The sequence below is a fragment of the Nitrincola alkalisediminis genome (assembly GCF_009821115.1).
Taxonomy (GTDB): Bacteria; Pseudomonadota; Gammaproteobacteria; order Pseudomonadales; family Balneatricaceae; genus Nitrincola; species Nitrincola alkalisediminis.
The window spans coordinates 175,601-195,323 of record NZ_VYTY01000001.1 but is presented as its reverse complement, the minus strand read 5'-3'; the positions used below and the strand labels follow the sequence as shown (position 1 = coordinate 195,323).

The 19,723-nt window shown below is 45.0% G+C and carries 18 protein-coding genes and 1 tRNA gene; 10 read left to right on the top strand and 9 right to left on the bottom strand.

Annotation, left to right across the window (positions count from 1 at the left end; translation table 11 throughout):
- Position 1: 1 nt before the first annotated feature.
- Both F5971_RS00895 and F5971_RS00890 read right to left on the bottom strand, forming a co-directional pair.
- The gene (locus tag F5971_RS00895) at positions 2 to 1,582 is read right to left on the bottom strand and encodes an MFS transporter (RefSeq protein WP_193493509.1); all 1,581 of its coding nucleotides are present in this window, start codon (positions 1,580 to 1,582) and stop codon (positions 2 to 4) included.
- 14 nt (positions 1,583 to 1,596) lie between these two features.
- Positions 1,597 to 2,628, bottom strand: coding sequence for an AI-2E family transporter (locus tag F5971_RS00890; RefSeq protein WP_193493507.1), 1,032 nt, complete (start codon positions 2,626 to 2,628; stop codon positions 1,597 to 1,599).
- Between the two features lie 207 nt (positions 2,629 to 2,835).
- On the opposite strand from F5971_RS00890, the gene F5971_RS00885 reads away from it, so the two are divergent.
- The 3 genes from F5971_RS00885 (at position 2,836) to F5971_RS00875 (ending at position 6,219) form a co-directional block, all read left to right on the top strand.
- Entirely contained in the window at positions 2,836 to 4,020 is a 1,185-nt protein-coding gene (locus F5971_RS00885; RefSeq protein ID WP_193493505.1) for a multidrug effflux MFS transporter, read from the top strand.
- A gap of 329 nt (positions 4,021 to 4,349) precedes the next feature.
- Positions 4,350 to 4,670, top strand: a complete 321-nt coding sequence (locus F5971_RS00880) for a high-potential iron-sulfur protein (RefSeq protein ID WP_036506487.1) — start codon at positions 4,350 to 4,352, stop codon at positions 4,668 to 4,670.
- Positions 4,671 to 4,818: 148 nt separating this feature from the next.
- A complete protein-coding gene (locus F5971_RS00875; RefSeq protein WP_193493503.1) occupies positions 4,819 to 6,219 on the top strand; it encodes a sensor domain-containing diguanylate cyclase in 1,401 nt (466 codons plus the stop codon).
- On the opposite strand, the gene F5971_RS00870 is transcribed toward F5971_RS00875, so the two are convergent.
- Positions 6,220 to 7,584 (bottom strand): hypothetical protein, encoded by a 1,365-nt coding sequence (locus F5971_RS00870; RefSeq protein WP_193493501.1) that lies wholly within the window; start codon positions 7,582 to 7,584, stop codon positions 6,220 to 6,222.
- 72 nt (positions 7,585 to 7,656) lie between these two features.
- The gene (locus F5971_RS00865) at positions 7,657 to 8,502 is read right to left on the bottom strand and encodes an SDR family oxidoreductase (RefSeq protein WP_036506479.1); all 846 of its coding nucleotides are present in this window, start codon (positions 8,500 to 8,502) and stop codon (positions 7,657 to 7,659) included.
- 173 nt (positions 8,503 to 8,675) lie between these two features.
- Here F5971_RS00865 and F5971_RS00860 point away from each other — a divergent pair, with 173 nt between their 5' ends.
- Complete coding sequence (locus F5971_RS00860; RefSeq protein WP_036506475.1) at positions 8,676 to 9,227, top strand: sugar O-acetyltransferase; 552 nt, start codon at positions 8,676 to 8,678, stop codon at positions 9,225 to 9,227.
- Between the two features lie 85 nt (positions 9,228 to 9,312).
- Here F5971_RS00860 and F5971_RS00855 read toward each other — a convergent pair whose 3' ends face one another.
- From F5971_RS00855 to F5971_RS00845, 3 genes are all read right to left on the bottom strand, one after another.
- Positions 9,313 to 10,110, bottom strand: coding sequence for a DODA-type extradiol aromatic ring-opening family dioxygenase (locus F5971_RS00855; RefSeq protein WP_193493499.1), 798 nt, complete (start codon positions 10,108 to 10,110; stop codon positions 9,313 to 9,315).
- Between the two features lie 193 nt (positions 10,111 to 10,303).
- On the bottom strand, positions 10,304 to 10,879 hold the full coding sequence (locus F5971_RS00850; protein WP_246187735.1) for a MerR family transcriptional regulator: 576 nt from the start codon (positions 10,877 to 10,879) through the stop codon (positions 10,304 to 10,306).
- Entirely contained in the window at positions 10,879 to 11,058 is a 180-nt protein-coding gene (locus tag F5971_RS00845; RefSeq protein WP_036506473.1) for a MerR family transcriptional regulator, read from the bottom strand. The genes F5971_RS00850 and F5971_RS00845 overlap by 1 nt, the downstream gene beginning before the upstream one ends.
- A gap of 374 nt (positions 11,059 to 11,432) precedes the next feature.
- Between F5971_RS00845 and F5971_RS00840 the strand changes: the two genes are divergently transcribed.
- The 5 genes from F5971_RS00840 (at position 11,433) to F5971_RS00820 (ending at position 15,089) form a co-directional block, all read left to right on the top strand.
- On the top strand, positions 11,433 to 12,263 hold the full coding sequence (locus tag F5971_RS00840; RefSeq protein WP_193493497.1) for a helix-turn-helix transcriptional regulator: 831 nt from the start codon (positions 11,433 to 11,435) through the stop codon (positions 12,261 to 12,263).
- A gap of 110 nt (positions 12,264 to 12,373) precedes the next feature.
- Positions 12,374 to 12,742, top strand: coding sequence for a nuclear transport factor 2 family protein (locus F5971_RS00835; RefSeq protein WP_193493495.1), 369 nt, complete (start codon positions 12,374 to 12,376; stop codon positions 12,740 to 12,742).
- 100 nt (positions 12,743 to 12,842) lie between these two features.
- A complete protein-coding gene (locus tag F5971_RS00830; RefSeq protein ID WP_223116225.1) occupies positions 12,843 to 14,144 on the top strand; it encodes an NAD(P)/FAD-dependent oxidoreductase in 1,302 nt (433 codons plus the stop codon).
- 310 nt (positions 14,145 to 14,454) lie between these two features.
- Positions 14,455 to 14,616: a type II toxin-antitoxin system HicA family toxin gene (locus F5971_RS00825; RefSeq protein ID WP_193493493.1), complete on the top strand. Its 162-nt coding sequence runs from the start codon at positions 14,455 to 14,457 to the stop codon at positions 14,614 to 14,616.
- Between the two features lie 65 nt (positions 14,617 to 14,681).
- Positions 14,682 to 15,089 carry a type II toxin-antitoxin system HicB family antitoxin gene (locus F5971_RS00820; RefSeq protein ID WP_193493491.1) on the top strand — a complete coding sequence of 136 codons (408 nt, stop codon included), beginning with the start codon at positions 14,682 to 14,684 and terminating at the stop codon, positions 15,087 to 15,089.
- 324 nt (positions 15,090 to 15,413) lie between these two features.
- On the opposite strand, the gene F5971_RS00815 is transcribed toward F5971_RS00820, so the two are convergent.
- Positions 15,414 to 15,501 (bottom strand) — tRNA-Ser (locus F5971_RS00815).
- A gap of 256 nt (positions 15,502 to 15,757) precedes the next feature.
- Here F5971_RS00815 and F5971_RS00810 point away from each other — a divergent pair.
- Positions 15,758 to 16,729: a calcium/sodium antiporter gene (locus tag F5971_RS00810; RefSeq protein WP_193493489.1), complete on the top strand. Its 972-nt coding sequence runs from the start codon at positions 15,758 to 15,760 to the stop codon at positions 16,727 to 16,729.
- 8 nt (positions 16,730 to 16,737) lie between these two features.
- Here the strand turns inward: F5971_RS00810 and F5971_RS00805 are convergent, their stop codons facing one another.
- Positions 16,738 to 19,599, bottom strand: a complete 2,862-nt coding sequence (locus tag F5971_RS00805) for an EAL domain-containing protein (protein WP_051513810.1) — start codon at positions 19,597 to 19,599, stop codon at positions 16,738 to 16,740.
- Positions 19,600 to 19,723 lie beyond the last annotated feature (124 nt).

Here is a 19,723-nt window from a genome sequence, read left to right as displayed (position 1 = left end):
TTTAAGGTTTCTTAGTCTTTGAGCCAGACGCTTCATCTACATTCGATGCTTCATCTGTTTTCGGCATATCGTCCACAATAGAGGCTTGACTCAAGCTAGGTGCTTCATCCGTCAGTTTGACCTTAGGTTCATCCGTTGGATTGATCCGCTCGGATTCCGCCAGTCGCTCCTCCTCCCATTGCTCAATAAAGCTTTTTTCCTCTACGTTAGGCTCAGATTCAACAGGGTCTATTGGTGTCTCATCAGAGACGGCGATATCGGCTTGAGTTGCATCCGCTTCATCAACCGATATTGGATCAACCGGCTTATCCACTGAGTCGCCTGAATCATAGAGCGCTTCAGGTACTGGGGACGAATCATCTTGTGCAGCGTGGAAAAGCTCTTCAACCGGGAACTGGACCGAAGGCTGAGGCACAAACTCCATTTTCTCACGCTGTAAGCCAGCCACGCTGGACTGGTACAATGCAAACAACATCATAACCAATAAATTCAACGCAATGTACGCAAATAAGGCCGCAGGGCCAAATGCAGACATTAAAGATGAGCTTAATAGTGGCCCAAAGATCGCACCACTGCCATAGCCTATTAACAAGCCTGAGGACGTTTGCATTAACTGACCAGGATCACTCCAGTCATTCACATGCGCAGCCGAGAGCGGATAAATAACAAAGGCCAACGAGCCATAACAGAACACATTGATCAGCAACAGATAAAAAGGCAGCTGGAAGAAGCTTTGCACCACCATTAACAGGCTAAAAACCAGCCCTCCAAGACAAACACCCGCCAGCACCTTACGACGCTCAATACGGTCAGACAGTTTACCCAGCGGAATTTGCAAGACTAAGCCAGAAAAAACCCCGGCCATCATAAAAAAGGATATTTCTTGCACACTAAAGGACAGGTTCTGAGCGTAAATAGGCGCCATCGCAAAGAAAGCCGCATTTACCGAGCCTGCGCACACAGCTCCCCAGAAGCCAGCTGGAGCAACGCTTAACAGAGGTCGAATGGCAAATCCGGTGACGGGATTCGGAATGGGAGCCTCTGTCCGCGTCATCATCAAAGGCATCAGAGATAACGAGAAGCAAATCGAGGCCACAGCAAAGGCCTCAAACGTATCCGGCGAGGTGAAGATCAAAAACAACTGCCCTAGACCGGATGCTAAATAGTTCACCACCATGTAAATGGCCAGAATACTGCCTCGGGTTTTATTATCCGAGCGTGCATTCAACCAACTCTCTGTAATGATAAACAAACCCGCTAAACAAAAGCCGTCGATCAAGCGTAATACGGCCCACACCCATGGGTCAATAAATAACACATGCAGTAAAGGCGACAGAGACATGAATGATGCAAAGGCCGCAAAGGCACGAATATGCCCTCCACGTTGGATCACGTAGGACGTATAGCGCGCCCCTAAGAACATCCCTAAGAAGTACCCGGCCATAATCAAACCAATGGTTTGTACCGTAAATCCTTCTAAGTCTGCCCGTAAACTGGTGAGTGTGGTAAAAAGCGCATTCGCCAGTACCAGCAAACCATAGCTGGTATAAAGCGAAAGGAGGGTTCTGGCTGTTCGTAACATAAAAACCTTTAAAGTTATTCGTTGGTAGCGGGCGCTTCATTGCCCAACATGATCGCGATCCAGCGAGTGCTCTGATTTTGTTCCAGCGCTATTTTGACAATCATGGTCAGAGGAATGGATAAAAACATTCCCACAGGGCCAAATAGCCAACCCCAGAGAATCAATGACAGAAACACCACAAGTGGCGAAAGTCCTAGCCCCTTACCCATAAAGCGGGGTTCAATCAGATTTCCCATGATGATATTAATCACAAGGTATCCTGAAGCAACAAAGATTGCATCACTCACGCCAAGCTGCACGAGCGATAACAGAACAGCCGGAACCGCCGCAATTAAAGACCCTACGTTAGGAATATAATTCATTAACATGGCAATGAGTCCCCAAAGCACGGGGAAATCAACATCGAGCCACCACAGCCATAAGGTAACAAGCACCCCTGTCACGAGGCTAATGGTTGTCTTAATCACCAAGTATTGATTCACTTGACGCATAAACCCAGATGCATTTTGCAATGAGTGCTCAGCATTGGGTAAAGCGGCTTTTAGCTTATCGGAAAAAGTTGCCTCTTCGAGCAACAGAAAGATCACAATAAACACCACCAAAAACAGGTTGGTCAACAACGAGCCTATACTCGATAAGGTTGAGCCAATTAAACCCATCATTTGACTTGGGTTCAGGTGTGTCATGATCACATCCCGATCCACTGGGATGTCCCAGCGCTCTAAATACGGCAAAAAATCCACGACCACCGTTTGCAAACGCGCTTGATAAGCAGGCATGCGCGTCATAAAGGTATCAATCGACTGACTGACCACCATCACTAAAACACTGCCAACAGAAATTAAAACTGAAAGTGCAATAATAACAGAGAGGTAGGCAGGAATACCCTTTTTTGTCATCAAGCGCACAAAGGGTGTACTAATGATTGCCACAAATAATGCAAGCATGATTGGAATCACGATTGCTTCCGCTGCCTTTAATCCCGCAAGAATCACAATAACTCCTGCAATACCGAGCAACCACTTCAATCCATGAGATTCAGACATAGCACCCCTCTCGTTACTGTGCACTAAAATGGAATTGTAACCTGTTGAACAGCCTTTCCCAATCATAAGACTTGTGTTGTACAGAAATAATTTAAGGAGGCCCGTGAACAACGAAGCCGAACTTAAAATCAAAAAACGTCTATCCAGCTGTTACATAATTATACTGATCAGTCTAAAATAGCATTTTTTCTTTTCCCGAGACACCCCATGACGACAACTAATCAAAAAGTTATCCCTGGCTTAGTCTGGATGCTAGCCGCATTAACCGCGCTGGCTCCCTTATCCATTGATGCCTATCTACCGGCCTTTCCACTCATGGCTGAAGATCTTCATGTTTCCGTACATGACATCGAATTAACGCTTAGCGTATTCCTAGGCGGATTTGCATTGGGTCAGTTGACCGGCGGCCCCATTTCCGACCATTGGGGACGAAGAGCAGCAATCGTCTGCGGATTGAGTATTTTTAGCCTTGGTTCGATTGGAATTATTTTAAGTGACTCTATTGGCGTTTTATGGGGCAGCCGCTTTCTACAAGCACTCGGTGGCGGAATAAGCGTCGTCAACTCCGCCGCCATTGTCCGAGATCTATATCGAGGAGCAGACAGTGCCAGAGCCATGTCACGTATCGCCGCCATCATGATGGTCGCACCGATGCTTGCGCCTGCACTTGGCAGCTTGCTGTTAATGGTAACGGGCTGGCGCAGTATTTTTATTCTCCTTCAAGTGTATTGTTTGATTTTACTTTGGGTTTTGTGGGTCCACCTTCCTGAAACACGTCGCCATGACCCAAACCGCCTCCCCTTAACCCTCGCGCAACGCTACCGAGAGATTATCCTGCACAAAAAAGCCATGGGTTACTTACTTTCCGTCGCATTTGGTAATGGCGGCATGTTTGCATTTATTACTGGATCAGCGACCGTTTACCTAACCTATTACTCCGTCAGCACTGCAATGTACCCGCTATTATTTGGTGCAAATGTTCTAATGATCCTCGTCTGCAATCAAATTAATGCGCGTATTGTCCATATTTTTGGCCCTCAAAAAATTCTACTCACGGCCCAAGCTGCACAAGTGATCATCGGCATTATCACGCTCTTATGCATTTTATTAACGCCTCATCCTCTATCACTACTCATCCCACTCATCATCATGTTTATGGGCTTGCAAGGATTTGTCATGTCCAATGGTATGTCCTGTACAGTAGAGTTTTTTCCTCACAGTGCCGCCTCCGCAACGGCCCTCACTGGTGCGGCAGGTTTTACCTTAGGTGCTTTTGCAGGAGCCGCTGTCGGATTACTGGGAGATGGAACTCCCCTCCCTATGGTGTCGGTGATGACGGGCGCGGTAGGGCTGGGTCTGAGCACTCGATACTTTCTACATCGAACGCCATAAAACTCAGAATACGGAATACCTTTGCCCCGCATTAAACTGATTGTATGAGGTTACCGTATGAGAAAGGGCATGCATATTAAATACCCGTAACATCTGTTCATGAGCGATTAAGTGTGTATAAGATACGCTCTGTTTGCATCAAGGTAACACAAAGTAGGCTCAAAAATAAGGAACTCGTTTCCTTTACCTTGGTCAGACAGAAGAGTTTTGATTTGGATCATTGCAGCTTTAATAAAATAAAGTTCTAATATATCCAACAACTCCAAGACCCTCGACCTGATCGCAGAATCGGGCACGGGTTCAACCGTCAATGAAATAAGGATTTAAAAATGGCTAATTCAACTCGCCGTGGTTTCCTGAAAAAAGGCATGTTTGGTCTTGCCGCTCTACCACTTGGCATGGGCGTTTTAACGTCTAAGTCGTTTGCAGCTAGCTTACCGCCTCTGAGCGAAGATGCACCGAATGCTAAAGCACTTAACTACAAAAAAGTGGCCGCTGATGCGTCTAGCCACCCTGCCTTTAAAGAAGGCAGCTATTGCGATAACTGCATGTTCTGGCAACCCGATACTGAAGGCTGTACCTTGTTCCAAGGTTTCTCTGTGGAAGCCAAAGGCTGGTGTCAATCTTGGGTACAACGCCCAGGTAGTTAATCCACCCAGTCAATATTCAATATTGATGCCTAATAACCCCGTTTATTCGGGGTTATTTGTAAATGCCCACTGTTCTACCGCCGACAATTCATTATACTAATTCCAATGTCAATCCGTGCAGACCACCCTCATACTCGAAGGGTATTCGATGAATATCAAACATCTGACACTTTATAAGTTTTTTGCGCCTATCCTTGTCGGTGTCATTGTGATCGTTTTATTCTTCTCTATGTCAAACTTATACAAGAACACGGCCATTGAACAAGAAAGAGCCACTCATATCGAGCGCCTAGCCGAGATACGTGCCAAAATTGAAGGTTCACTCAATGGCGCGACCAATTTGACGATGGGATTAATTGCGCACATTCGCGTCACAGGAAATATAGAGCCGTCCTTATTTGAAAACCTATCCAATGAGTTACTGATTGAGAATCCTCTTATTCGCAATATCACACTCGCCCCACAAAATGTAATTCAATACGTATTCCCTCTGGAGAATAATGAGGCCGCCTTAGGGTTGGATCTTTTAAATCATCCCTTTCAAGGTGCCGCAACGCGAACCATGCTTGAAACCCAGCAACCCATTCTTGCGGGTCCCTTCGACTTAGCACAAGGTGGCGTTGCTGTGATACACCGAGTTCCTATTTACATTCAAGAGGCTTCGGAAAAGCGCTACTGGGGATTAATGAGCACCCCGATTGATTTTAGTGAGCTTATTGAAAAAGCGGGACTAAACGATCCTCAATTAGACCTTAGAGTCAGTATGCGCTCCACGGCAGATCCATCCAAAGTCTTTTATGGTCAAGCCAGTCTTTTTTCGGAACCTGACGTTTTTACTACACAAGTGAGTATTTTAAATGGCTCTTGGGATATAGCGGCTGTGCCTAAAGCACCTTATGGTCACTCTGCCAGCAACCTTGTATTGGGCGCCAAAATAGCCGGGCTGGTGTTAGGACTGCTCACCGGGTTTCTAACCTTTCAACTGATTGCGACAACCGAAAAACTTCATCATTCGCAGCAACGCTATCAGAATCTTGCTCAACATGACGGTCTTACGGGGCTGCCGAATCGCTCAATGTTTCAAGAACTCTATCGTTCGGCCATTGCTCGCGCTCAACGCAAACAATATCGAGTGGCATTATTGTTTATGGATTTAAATAAATTTAAACAAGTGAATGACGAATTTGGCCACCAAGTCGGTGACGTGGTGTTAAAAGAAGTCGCCAATCGCTTTCGTCAAGCCACCCGTGGCTCGGATGCCGTTATGCGAATTGGTGGAGATGAGTTCATTTTATTGTTAGAGGACATCAAAGAACGCTCTGGGGTGCAGTGTGTGGCTGAAAAAATCATTGAAAGCCTGCGCGAGCCTATAGAGATTGAGGGCTATAAACATTACGTGGGTGTCAGCATTGGTATAGCCCTCTATCCACAGGATGGGCAGAGCTTTCAAGAGCTTATCTCTGCAGGTGATAAAGCCATGTATACAGCCAAACGCGAAGGAAAAACAGATATTTATTGGTATAGCGATAGCAGTCATGGACGTTCGTGATTACTTGGAATTGGGTAACGTTAGATGGTATTGAAAACCCTTTTTCTCCCATCTTGAAAAGACGGTTTGACCTTTTAAATACTGGTTTAGTAATCGATAAATATCCAGATCAAATACGATCGACTCCAAAGAACCGGGCTGTGAGGCGTCACCCAAATAGCACCATTGTTGAATGAGATGAGACTGAGAGCGGCCATTTTTTACATTTGTCTCTGTCAGAACAACTGTATCTGGAAAAGGCCAAGCTTGGACTTTTAACCTTTCCAATGCGACACGAAGGCGCTGCGCATGAGCTACCCGTGTTTCCTGATTAATGCAGGCTCCATGGCAACGCCCCAGCTGATATCCAAAACAACAGCCTTTTCCTCGTTCCAGACCCAGTACTTTTAAACAAAGCGCATACTTGTCAGACAGCTTACGTAACGCCTGCTCGGCGTTAATCCGGTTGCGAAACAGACCAAACAAATGCTCAGACTTCAAGGGCTGATCTGTTGACAGTATGACAGTTTCAGGTGCATGAGAAGGCTCACCGGTCCAACATACACTGTACAACTGATTCAGACGTCTCAAACGACGATTATACAAAGGACGCAGTTGCTTTACGTGTTGAGCTTCAAGTAAAAGAGCACTAAGCTCTCCTGCACACTCAGTAAACTCAATCGAACACACTTGCCGTGACATCTCCATCTCTCGATTTTCTCGATGGTCATCGGAAAAATGAGATAAAACTCGTGTACGGATTTGAATGCTTTTACCCACGTACAATAAACGGCGTTGATCGCCATAAAAGTAATACACGCCTGGGCTATCTGGCAACCGCTGAATATCCTGTAAGGCTATATTTGGCGGCAAGGATTGGTAGCGCAGTTGCTCGACTAGCGCCTCCTCGAATCGATCATGACCCACCTCTTTTTTAATCCACACTAGTTCCATGAGTAAATCTTGGGCTGTCAGTTGAGATGCGCGTAGATGTCCTTCTTTCCTCAGAGAAAAAACATTTATCAAACGCGAAAGACAAATCACCTTAAAGCGTTGATCACTGCCAATTCGCTTTAACTCATTACGTAGCATGGCAGAGACAAACCGCATATTACGTCCAACCAAAACACGCCCAGTCAACCTAACAAGCAGCTGACTGGCGATTTTAGCAAAGGCCGGATTCGCCTCTGCGGGCGCCAAATTAGGCACTGGAATCTCTACCGACCATTCTGAAACGACCTGATTGCCGTCCTTCAATACCAGATCAATGCCTCGAATACGATCAGTCGTAGGACGAACACCTGTTACCCTAAGTCGAATAAACGCATAGCGACTGTCTGATGGGGATGTACGATCTGTATTTTGCGTATTAATCTTAACCGACACAATCCTAACCCATCGCCCCGAATCATTGTTAAAATTATAACCTTAAGATGCGGGCTTACGTTGCTTAACCGGCTAACGGTTTTCTTTTTTGGATGCTTCTTTTAATACAGTATCCATCCAACGCGTCGGTAAAATACGTTTTAAATAACCCAATAGGTAGGTGGCTTTCGTCACATAATACCGTGGGCGTGGGCGCTCACTTTCCAATGCGTGAAGCAATACATGATAGACAGCTTCGGGCGTTAATGTAAAAGGAGTTGAGTCTTCATCTGTGGACGCAAGGCGTGACAAGACACTTTTATACACTTTTGTATGAACGCTCGACTCTATGTCGATGTTCGCTTGAAATGCACGTAAGGCATTCTTGCGAAAATCACTGACAATTGGACCCGGTTCAATCAAAGACACGCCGATACCGCTGCCACTTAACTCCAATCGATAGGTGTCTGTAATGCCCTCCAGTGCAAACTTCGACGCATTGTAAGCACCACGGTACTTCATGGCGACCAATCCTAGTACCGATGAGTTCATGACAATGCGTCCCTGCTTTTGCTGGCGCATAATCGGAATGATTGCATTTGTTAATTCAACCCAACCAAAGAGGTTCGTTTCAAATTGAGCTCTTAAAACATCTCGACTCAAATCCTCTACCGCGCCAGGCTGACCGTATGCGCCATTGTTAAACAAGGCGTCCAAACGTCCATTTGTGAGCGCCAATGTTCGTTCAACACCTGCATGAATAGATTCTGACGAGGCCAAATCCAGAACAAAGGACTCTAATCCTTGCGCTTGAAGGGCTTGAACATCTTCTTCTTTACGTGCCGTTGCAATGACTTGGTAGCCGGACGCGTTTAATTTCAACGCGCAATAAAGGCCGATTCCTGTTGAACAACCCGTTATTAATATGGATTTTTTCACACTGTCTCCTGAACGTGATAAAGATCTCGCATGACCTGTACGCTATCTGTTAATCTCCATGTGATGATCAACCGACATACGTCTGCGTTAACTCACATCCTAATCAAAGATTACACTTCATACCACCAACCCTAACGCTCGAACGTTAAAAAGAGAATGAGAAGCCCTACCCCATGACCGAAAAAGAAAAAATGCTCGCCGGTTTGCACTTTAACCCCTTTGATTCAGAATTGGTGGCGCTTCGACTTGAAGCGCGTTTGAAGACCGAAAGGCTAAATCAAACCAGTATGGCACATCGAAAGCAACGTACGGCAATCTTAAAGTCTTTGTTCGGTTCAACGGGGAAAAACGTCTATATTGAGTCGTCCTTTAACTGCGATTATGGAATCAATATTCACGTGGGTGAAAACTTTTACGCCAATTTTGGTTGTGTCATTCTTGATGTGGCTGAGGTGCGTATTGGCGATAATTGCCTGATTGCCCCTCAAGTTGGTATTTACACGGCCACTCATCCGATTGATCCAACCGAAAGAGCACAGGGAATCGAGTACGCCAAACCGATTCATATTGGCCATAATTGCTGGATCGGAGGGCATGCAACCCTCAATCCAGGTGTGCATTTAGGTGACAATGTGGTGGTGGCCTCTGGAGCGGTCGTCACCAAGAGCTTTGGCGATAATGTCGTGCTGGCAGGCAATCCAGCACGCGTTATTCGAACCTGTTGAGCCTTCTTTCTGTCCTAAACAATCCTAATAAAAAGAACTCTGATGGCAAACGCACAAACCAAAGACACTTAATCGATGCGTAGATCTAAAACAGATAGAAACTGGCTTTTTTATTTAGGATTCTAACCTCAATGACGTCCTCACAAGGGCGTCCAGCCGCTCCGTAGCATACATGCAAAGGCAATAAATGCTCCTCTCTCGGATGACAAAAACGTGCGTAAGGGGCTTTATCCCATTCAATCAGCCGCTGCTCTCGATCGACTTCTGCCAACGCCCTATTCGAACAGGTGTCAATCAACCAAGCTTCAAATGCCTCATTCCTCATTTTAATGTCAGCCGTCTCTTGAGCAAAAAAAGCACTCATATTGTGAAATGAAAATCCTGAGCCTAAGATCAACAAATCATCAATCTCCAGTGATGTTAATGCCCGACCCAACTCAATGTGCTGTTTTGCATCCAACCCTTTCAGCAAAGACAACTGCAAGCAAGGAATGTCAGCCTCAGGGTACATGATTTTTAAAGGCACAAACACACCATGGTCCAAGCCACGGCGACTGTCTAGTTCAACATGAATCTGAGCGTCGGCCAATGCGCTTTGTATCTGTACAGCCAAATCATTGGCCCCAGGACAGGGGTACTGTATATGGTAAGCTTCTTCAGGAAACCCATAATAATCGTACAGTAATGATGGATGCTCTGATGATGTCAAGGTTGGAGTTGCGGCCTCCCAATGCGCACTCACCACTAAGATGGCTTTAGGCCGTTTTATACGTTGAGCCAGGTCTTTTAAGCTATCAATCATCGCCTGATGACTGGCATCGCCCAGCAAAGGTAAAGGCCCTCCGCCATGGGAAATATACAAAACCTGTGTGCTGCATGTCATGGCCGGCTCCCAATCAAACATACTCGTTGATGATCTTAGTAATAACTGTAAGCGATGATATATTGTAATCTATGCGTTATGCAGGTAGCCCACAAAAAAACATTAGCAACTCAGTATATAGTCTTCACGTGGAAAGGCATGATTGAACCTTGTCATCCTGAACCCAGTGACTACCCTATTCAGTGCACAAAAACTAAAAAGAAAGCTTGCGGATCCGAACAATTTCCTCATCCGCGATCCCCAAGGATTCAAGAAAGTCTTGGTGTGCCTCAGGGAAGCTCTTTTCAAACTCTGCATGCCACTGACTCATTCCATCGTCAGTCATTCCTGTCGAGGCTAGCAATGACACCCATTGCTCCTTTGTTAATGAGCGGCTTCCTCGCAATAACTCTGCGTTACCTAACAGATCGCCTATAAGATGTTGTTGATGTCGCAGCTTTGCAATTTCACAACTCAATTCTTGGAGATGGCGCTCCAGTACCGCAGGAACCGCATCGCCATCCTCACACAACAATCCACCGATGGCCTCCAAAGAAAGCCCAGCTTCACGATAGATTTTTATTCTTTCCATTCGTCGAACATCGTCATCTGAATAGAGACGGTAGTTGGATGCACTGCGTGCTGACGGCGAAAGAATTCCCACCTCATCGTAATAAAGAAGCGTGCTACGCGAAAGACCAAACATTTTGGCGAGTTGCCCTACTGTGTACATGGCAATACTTCCTTGAAAGGGAATCCCAGCGCCTATCCACTGGGATTCCCGGTTCATTAATGACCTTGCGACTCTTTCCTGATCGCTAGGATAGCGTCGGATGACAAATTGAGCCACTTCAAGAAAGACTCATGCTCCTTCGGATAGCGATGCTCAAACTCACGATGCCACCGATGCATCATTTCTTCATCCAGCCCTGTTTCGCGGAATACTTCTACCCATTGATCAACGTTCATTTGAAAACCTCCTAAGCTCAATATCTGGCAGCACCACACCACCAGAAACTCACTTTGAAGTATCAAGTGATAGACAGGTCAAGGGCTTAATGTTTTCATTGCTGACATTACAATTCTACAACCGTATAACATCGCTCAATTATATGGTCCACAAGCGTTGCCTATTCGGTGTCTAGGATATATGCAGCACCACCCCCAACATTTCTCACAGTTTGAGATTTTAATAAAAAACAATTAAGCTCTTTTAAATAGTGCAGCTGGGACAATTTTAAGCACCTGCCATCAATCATTTTTACGCCTAGCTGAAGCTGGCTTGTTCAAAATACGTGGGTTCTTGTATATGAGGCTAGAGCAGAAACATGTATAGGGTAGATATGCGTCAAATTAAGCTGAAACCATGGAATGATGCCATCTCCGACGTTTTAAAATTCGGTTTCTCAGACGAGTCAATTAGTAATCTTATACATCAGCTGGCGTCACTACTTGATAGCAAGATAAGCACTCTGATACTTTTCTATAAAAGCAACAAGCCCTATTGGCCTCTTAAACGCCAAATGAGTGAACGAGAATGGAAGTCTCTTTCACTACCTTACCGAGATGGAGCCTATCTGCTAGATCCCTTCTACCACCTTTCGAAGAATGGATCTGAAGGTGTTTTTTCCCTACAGGATATCGTACCCGATAATTTTAATGAAACTCAGTTCTACCATATTTTTTACGAGAAAATCGCTGTACATGATGAAATGTGTGCAATTTTCCAACTGTCTGAGGATGTATCAGCAATAGTATCAGTTTGCCGAGTTGATACAGAAAAAAATTATGAAGCTTGGGCATTCAACTCCTTTTTCAGCTGCTTTTCAATTCTCGAAACCGTGATCAAAAAATGGTGGAGCATTAAGCAGCAATACCCTTTATCAGAAGCAACATCGCTAGGGCCTCGTTTAGATGATGCATTGGAAAATTTTGGAGCTTCTCTTTTGACCCCGCGAGAAAGAGAAGTAGCGAGGCTTTCCCTTGAAGGCCACTCCGTAAAAGCCCAAGCGCTCAAACTTAGACTGAGTACTGAAACAGTCAAGGGCTATAAAAAAAATATCTACCAAAAACTAGATATCACATCCCAAGCAGAACTTTTCAATCTATTCATAGACTCACTCAAAACGTATAACCCCGAAAACTCACTGGATCCACTCTCCGGTTATTTATAAGCCCCCCCACAATTAGGGGGGAGGCGTAACACAGCTGGGGGATACACATTAAACACCATAGATCTCAATATAAGGGCATCAAAACTTGATCCCAAACAATGAGGTCCCTAATGATCAATATTGAAAATGCAGTAAACAGACTTCAATCCCTGTTTCGAGCAGGCGATGTCGATAGACTACAAGCTGAATGTTTCTCACCAAATGCGATGATCTGTGGTGAGTCTGCTCCCGCTATTGCTAATGGCGAGGCTGCAATTCGTGATGTGCTTGATTACGTTATTAAGCAGACTCCAAACCTGACAATCTCGGCTACCGAGGTTCAAGAGCTCAGTGATTCAGTCGTTACAACCTGGCTACAGTGGAGCTGTCCAAGTGAAGAAGGCCCTATCGAGTTCAGATCACTTACAGTCTGGCAGAAAATCAATGACCAGTGGAAAGTAACTTCAGATATGTACGGTATAGGTCGTTTCGAAGCGTAATTTTGAAAAGGCAAGTGATCACTTGCCTCTCATCCCATAATAATTGCAGGAAGTCCTGCAACTACTAGATACGATAATAATAAAATTGATTGGAGTAATTATGACTCTTGAAAACCCATCGACCTATTACACAATGACTCGCAAATATGATCTGCACTATCCTGATCTAGAAGGGGATATTGAAGCAGATGTCGTTATTATTGGCGGTGGATTTACTGGCATAAACACAGCCTTAGAACTGGCTGAACGCGGTATCAAAGACGTGGTTGTATTGGAAAACAATTATCTAGGCTTTGGCGGATCAGGCCGAAATGGTGGCCATGTAATGGCGGGTATTGGACACGATTTAGATAAAATTGCCCGAGATGTAGGACCTGATGGACTTGAAGCCATACTTAAGATCAGTGATATTGGTGCCTCCATCATCAAACGGCGTATTGAAAAATACAATATTGATGCAGACTTCCAGCACGGATACGGCTACATGGGCTGGAACAAACGTCAAGCAAAAACACTGCAGTCTTGGCAACGGATCTTTTCACAACTGAACCCTGATCAAGAAATCACTTACCTTGAAGGCCGCGAGGTTCATGAAATCGTTGGTTCAGATAAATACACCTGCGGCCTAAAACATATGGGTAACGGCCATGTGCATGTTCTGAACCTGTTGCTCGGTGCAGCTAAAGCCTTTACAGAGGTACATGGTGGAAGAATCTACGAGAACACCCCGGCTCTCGAAGTAAGATACGGAAAACAGATTACCGTACGAACAGCTAAAGGCTCAGTAAAAGCAAATAAGATGCTTTGGGCTTGTGGTGCTTTCCTAGATAAATTAGAACCAGAACTGCACAAAACCACCATTAATGTCTATGCCTTCAACTCAGTGACCGAACCCCTACCAGAGGAGCTGATCAATCAAATAAGCGCTATTCGAGGCGCTTTCAGTGATATTTCACCGATCATTGATTACTACCGCGTAACCAACGAAAATCGTCTGTTGTACGGAACCTGCGGCTTACTTTTGGAATATGTTCCGAACGATTTGAAGGCTTTTCTGCATACGAAGTTGATAGGCGTATTCCCATACCTGAAAAATGTAAAACTTGATCTTGCCTGGGGTGGCCCTATGGAGTGCACGCTTAACTTTTTTCCGCAGATTGGTACGTTGACTGAACACGGCAATGTATTCTTTGTTCAGGGCTACTCGGGATTTGGCGTAACCCCAAGTCATGTTATTGCTCAAGTTATTGCCGACGGCATGGACAAAGGCTCAAAAGCATGGGATGCGATGAGTTCAGTCCCACGTAAAACCGTCTATGGCAAAGATAACTTCAGATCCATCATCTGCACACTGGGTAAGATCACCCAACAGCTTGATGCGTATAGAATAGGAAGAAGATAACGCAAAATGAAGACTTCTTCATTAGAGCGTAATTTTTTCAGGTGAAAACCGGAAAAAGGTGACAGCATTGACACTATCAACTCATTACACATAGTAACTTCATGAGCTCGGCCAGAGTGCTTGAGCTGATACACATCTGTCCGGCATGGCGGTTAAATACAGCCAAAACTTCAACTGGTCATCGCTTGATTACGTAGATAACAATATTGGTATTCAACATGCCGCTGACTACACACCATACACATAAATTATTGACAAGAGTGTGTACCATGTGTATTTTTCACTTAGTGCATCTACAGAGGACAGACTGATGAACAGTCGTGATCTACTGAAGATGCTAGAAAACGATGGGTGGTACATACACAAGTTGAAGCACCCCTTAAAAGCAGGCAAGGTAACCTTGCCTCACCCTAAAAAAGATCTACCATCCAAAACTGTTGCCAGTATCTTGAAGCAAGCCGGGCTTAAATAGTCCGATAGCCTTCAAGGCCGGAAAGTAAGCCCGAAGGCAATCAATGACTAAATAAGGTGAAGAAAATGCTGTATCCCGTGGTGATTCATCAAGAGGGAGATAACGCATACGGTGTGACTGTGCCGGATCTCCCAGGTTGTTTTTCAGCAGGAGATACTTTGGAGGAAACTATCGGTAATGTAGCCGAAGCTATCGACCTACAGCTGGAAAGCATGGTCGAGGACGGGGAGGACATTCCCCATGCCAGTCGACTGGACGAGCTTACCCATAAGGAGGAGTACAGTGGGGGTGTATGGTTTATAATCGATGTTGATTTAACCAAATATATGGGCCAAGTAGACCGGCTCAATATTACACTGCCCCACTTACTTGTAACTAGAATAGACAAAGTAGTGAGTGAAAATAAGTTGTTTAAAAGCCGATCTCAGTTCTTATCTGAAGCTGCACTAAGGCTACTATCTGTAGCACGGTAATAAAAAGCCCCCAATAATTAGAATGTCAAATGAATGGGGGCCTCTTTATTTAGGATTTTTATTATCGAGGCGTTTTGCCACTGAACTCGTAAACCCTACATTTTACTTTTTTATGCTTTATGGCACTTCCACAGATTTGTAAATCGAATGTCCAGCCTTTGCTGATTTGTCATAACGTGCTCGGCCAATTGGTAGTGATGGAAATGAAAATAACTTACCAAGGCTAAACCCTATAAACAGTAGGTAATTTTTAAAGGGTATTATTGGTTTCGATAAAATAAGACGATGCTGATATTCACAGCATGATAGAAAAGAATTTTTTACTGGCGGTCAGGGAGGGATTCGAACCCTCGATACGTTTCCGTATACACACTTTCCAGGCGTGCTCCTTCGGCCACTCGGACACCTGACCTTTTGCAAAACAAAACGCTTAATATGCGCTTGCGTGGACTTAAGACCCACTTACAGACATCTGCGTTTTGAGGTCGCAAATTCTATCAGATTGAAAATAAAGCACAAGGGAATTATCCATCAAATTTCATTTAAACAATCAAGTGAGCCAAAATTAGGCCCTGCCTCTTTAAACATAACCCTCAAGCCACTTTGAAGCCTAACAACAACACGTTAAGATAGCGCCTCGCAATTCCAACTATTTAGGGGTTCTCTCCATGTTACTCGCTTTAGGCGCTGTTATCGGCGGTCTAGTTTTATTGGTTTGGAGTGCCGATCGTTTTGTCGACGGTGCAGCCGCTACGGCTCGTTATGCAGGCATGTCCACTCTGCTAATTGGCATGGTCATCATAGGCTTTGGTACCTCGGCACCAGAGCTGTTCATCTCAGCCATTGCAGCTGCTCAAGGAAACCCTGGTCTAGCACTCGGGAATGGGTATGGATCTAACATCGCCAATATTGGTTTGATACTGGGTTTAACGGCCCTTATCAGTCCAATTGCCGTGAAATCGGTCGTTCTCAAAAAAGAAATTCCAATCTTAATAGGTATCACTCTTTTATCCGGAGCTCTACTTCTGAATGGTCAAATATCCCGGCTCGACGCAACGATTATGCTCGTTGTATTCGCTGGGGTAATGGCATGGACCATTTTGCAAGGACTCAAGCAAAAAGCAAACAACACTGGCGAGTTGAATGATGAAATTCCGGAGATGACATTAGGAAAAGCCTGCATGTGGCTAGCAATCGGGTTGTTGCTACTGATTGTTAGCTCTCGTCTGTTGGTTTGGGGAGCCGTTGACATTGCCAGCTCATTAGGTATTAGTGATCTAGTGATTGGGTTGACAGTGGTGGCGATTGGCACTTCTCTTCCAGAACTGGCCGCAGCCTTCGCTGCTATCCGGAAAGGTGAACATGATTTAGCGCTCGGCAACGTCCTTGGTTCTAACTTATTTAACACCTTAGCTGTTGTGGGCTTGGCCGGAGTCATTCAACCACTTGACGTTGCCCCGGAAGTACTGACACGTGATTGGCCCGTCATGGCGTTATTGACCTTTTCACTTTTAATCACAGGCTATGGCTTCAAAGGTCCAGACTTAGGGCGCATCAACCGATTCGAAGGTGCGGCAATGCTGCTGACGTTTGTTGCCTACCTGACGTACTTGGTTTATACCTTAACTCAAGTAGTCTGACTTAATTCTTATACGCTTCCGTTTGTTGCAACAAGCTCATCTGGAAGCGTTAACTCATCAGAAGCAACGGGATATCCCAGTAAATACCCTTGCACGCTGTCGCAGCCGTGATGCTTTAAAAACAAATACTGCTCTTGCGTTTCCACACCTTCAGCTAAGACTTCTATGTTCAAGCTCTTCCCAAGCGCGATGACCGTTAAAATAATCGCCTCGTCTTTGGGATCCTTACCTATATCTCGGGTAAAACTATAATCAATCTTCAGTCGATCAAGCGGAATTTGTTTAAGACGGCTTAACGACGAATAGCCCGTCCCGAAATCGTCTAATGCTAGACGGTAACCCGCCGCTTGCAGAGTGTTCAGTCGCTGTATGGCATTCTCTGGATCTTGTAAAATCAAGCTTTCTGTAATTTCCAATTCAATTTGTTCGTGCGCGATACCATACTTACCCAATAGCTCATTAAGGTGCTGTAAAAAATCCGCTTCCATCAACTGTTTTGGAGAGATGTTCACCGCAACAGGAGGTACCATGAACCCCTGCTCTTGCCAGCTCAATATCTGCTGGCACGTTTTTTCAACTACCCTCCACCCCAATGGAATAATCAGATTGGTTTCCTCTGCCAAAGGTATAAACTGACCAGGTGGCATCATACCTTTTTCAGGATGTTGCCAGCGAATCAACACCTCAAGACCACAAATAGATTGATTGTTCAGGCTAAACTGTGGCTGGAAATGTAAGAGGAACTGATCCTCTATCAATGCAACTCGCAAATCTTGCTCCATCTGAAACGCATGCAGTGTTTCTTCTGTTTGCAAGGGATTATAGAGTTCATAGCAATTTTTACCCTGAGCTTTAGCACGATACATCGCAGTATCCGCATGCTTAATCAGCGTATCTAAATCGGCGCCATGCTCCGGAAATACACTCACACCTATACTTGCGGTCAGCTGAAAATGATGGCCATCTATCGAATGAGGTAAGGTGCATAAACCCAGAAAGCGTTCGGCTTCCAGCTTCGCTCGACTGAGCTCCCCCCCAACAATCAAGATAAATTCATCCCCGCCTGTTCGAAAAAGCTCACAATCACCGACCAAATGCGACTGGAGATGCGATGATAAGGCTTGCAGTAATTGATCTCCAGCTTGATGACCTAAGCTGTCATTCACGACCTTAAAACGATCCAAATCTATAAAGAGCAAACTAAACACTTGTTCTCGATCATCAGCAATACGCTGTGAAACACGGTTTTGTAAGTGATAGCGATTAGGTAAACCCGTTAATACATCATGTCGCGCTTGATGGGCAAGACTCTCGGTTTGACGTTGAACCTGTTGAATGAGCAGTCGCTCCCGATCGTTCATATGCAAAATCAAGAAGGTCCCCATACACCCGAGAATAACCAATAAAGACTGCATTAGATTCGCATTACTAAATGGGTGCATCGCAATATAATCCGGGCCCGCTTCAGCTTCGACCCTCCAGCGGTTCTGCGCAATTTCTAACGTAAACTCACGTGTAAGACCATGGGGATTTTGTAGAGAAAGAGCTGTTTGGTAAAAAGGGATTTTTTCATCTAACTCATAAAGTTTAAAATGAATATGCTGGACGCCCGCATCTTTTAGAGTACTGTTAAACATACGCTCGACAGTAAAAACACCAGCCATAAAGCCTGCCAAGCGCTTATTCCTCGTCAGAAATGACGCCTCATCAACAGAGACATATACAGGGTGCAAAATCAGTAAACCCGGTTCGTTCGGCGCTTGAGTAAGATTTATGATTTGCGTGGCGACAGGACGGCCCGTTTTTTGCGACTTGAGTACCCACTCGCGGCGATCTTCTAGGGATAATAAGTTAAAACCCAGTGCGGCAGTATTTGATTCCAAAGGTTCTACAAATTGGACGGGGATCAGTGGGTCTGACTCCCCCAAGGACTCACCCCGCACCCGATAATCAGGGCGATTCAATAAATGGGCGGTCAGCTGTTCAAACTCCGTACGCTGATGCTGAGGAATGATAGGGTCCCAAGAATACGCAAGCACTGAAGCATTATTCGTTTGGATATCCAAAACCCGCTCTCTGAATAATTCAGGCTCAGTGAGATGACCGGCTGTCAGAACCCCCTCCAGCATTGCCAAATCAGCAAAGTTTTGCTGGATCGTTGCCTGCAGTTGTGCATCAAGGATTTTCACATCTTGCTCAAAACCGCGACGCACTTGTTGGTCTAGGTGATTTAAGAAGATTTTATTCAAAATCAAAATAGACGCGACCAACACAGCTAACTGAGCCAAAATAAACACACGCCGCTGAAAGTTATCAATCTGACTAGAGCTCAATAGACATAGTAATAGTGGTGTTACGACAATTGAACCAAAGGTATCCCCCATCCACCAGCTTAACCAATCCAATACGAAACCTGAGTTCCCTGAGCTATCAGCAAAGAAATAGATTGCACTGGTTCCAATCGTCGCATTTACCGTGCAGGTTACAAAACCTGCCCACAACATAAACTTGAATAAGCCACGATAGCTACTAGGCTGAATCGGATGAGCGCCAAAACGCTTAATCAAGAAAGCACCCAGTAGGGTTTGCAGTGTTGCGCCCGAGGCAATAATAATGGCAGTTGCTATGTAACTTAGGTCGTAATCGGCGAGGGATGTACTCTGAAGAGTCGAATTGAACGCAAATGAGCCCAAAAAAACACCAGGCACCATCTTTGTTCCGAAATGAATAACAGCCGCAAGGCCAACACCTGCGGGAATCCACAAGGGAATAATTTGAGAATGCAAGCCTGAATCACTAACAAGGTGAGCAGCAGCAAAATAACATAGCGCTAATAAAAATAATGAGCTGATATACTGTAATGTTTTCAACTTTCTGCCTTAAAATCACCATCTGTAAAACAAGCATTTAAAACCATTAATAGACATTAATTTTTCATACTATTAATCTTCCGATTTTTTCAAATCCCGTAAATGAGCCCCTTTATAGCCTATT

Excerpts from the sequence above, each read along its gene's own strand:
- F5971_RS00845 (WP_036506473.1), bottom strand. The coding sequence starts at position 11,058 with ATGAACGTTGATCAATGGGTAGAAGTATTCCGCGAAACAGGGCTGGAT.
- F5971_RS00830 (WP_223116225.1), top strand. The coding sequence starts at position 12,843 with ATGACTCTTGAAAACCCATCGACCTATTACACAATGACTCGCAAATAT.
- F5971_RS00895 (WP_193493509.1), bottom strand. The coding sequence starts at position 1,582 with ATGTTACGAACAGCCAGAACCCTCCTTTCGCTTTATACCAGCTATGGT.
- F5971_RS00860 (WP_036506475.1), top strand. The coding sequence starts at position 8,676 with ATGACCGAAAAAGAAAAAATGCTCGCCGGTTTGCACTTTAACCCCTTT.
- F5971_RS00875 (WP_193493503.1), top strand. The coding sequence starts at position 4,819 with ATGAATATCAAACATCTGACACTTTATAAGTTTTTTGCGCCTATCCTT.
- F5971_RS00810 (WP_193493489.1), top strand. The coding sequence starts at position 15,758 with ATGTTACTCGCTTTAGGCGCTGTTATCGGCGGTCTAGTTTTATTGGTT.
- F5971_RS00825 (WP_193493493.1), top strand. The coding sequence starts at position 14,455 with ATGAACAGTCGTGATCTACTGAAGATGCTAGAAAACGATGGGTGGTAC.
- F5971_RS00820 (WP_193493491.1), top strand. The coding sequence starts at position 14,682 with ATGCTGTATCCCGTGGTGATTCATCAAGAGGGAGATAACGCATACGGT.
- F5971_RS00855 (WP_193493499.1), bottom strand. The coding sequence starts at position 10,110 with ATGACATGCAGCACACAGGTTTTGTATATTTCCCATGGCGGAGGGCCT.
- F5971_RS00885 (WP_193493505.1), top strand. The coding sequence starts at position 2,836 with ATGACGACAACTAATCAAAAAGTTATCCCTGGCTTAGTCTGGATGCTA.
- F5971_RS00840 (WP_193493497.1), top strand. The coding sequence starts at position 11,433 with ATGCGTCAAATTAAGCTGAAACCATGGAATGATGCCATCTCCGACGTT.
- F5971_RS00890 (WP_193493507.1), bottom strand. The coding sequence starts at position 2,628 with ATGTCTGAATCTCATGGATTGAAGTGGTTGCTCGGTATTGCAGGAGTT.
- F5971_RS00835 (WP_193493495.1), top strand. The coding sequence starts at position 12,374 with ATGATCAATATTGAAAATGCAGTAAACAGACTTCAATCCCTGTTTCGA.
- F5971_RS00880 (WP_036506487.1), top strand. The coding sequence starts at position 4,350 with ATGGCTAATTCAACTCGCCGTGGTTTCCTGAAAAAAGGCATGTTTGGT.
- F5971_RS00850 (WP_246187735.1), bottom strand. The coding sequence starts at position 10,879 with ATGAACCGGGAATCCCAGTGGATAGGCGCTGGGATTCCCTTTCAAGGA.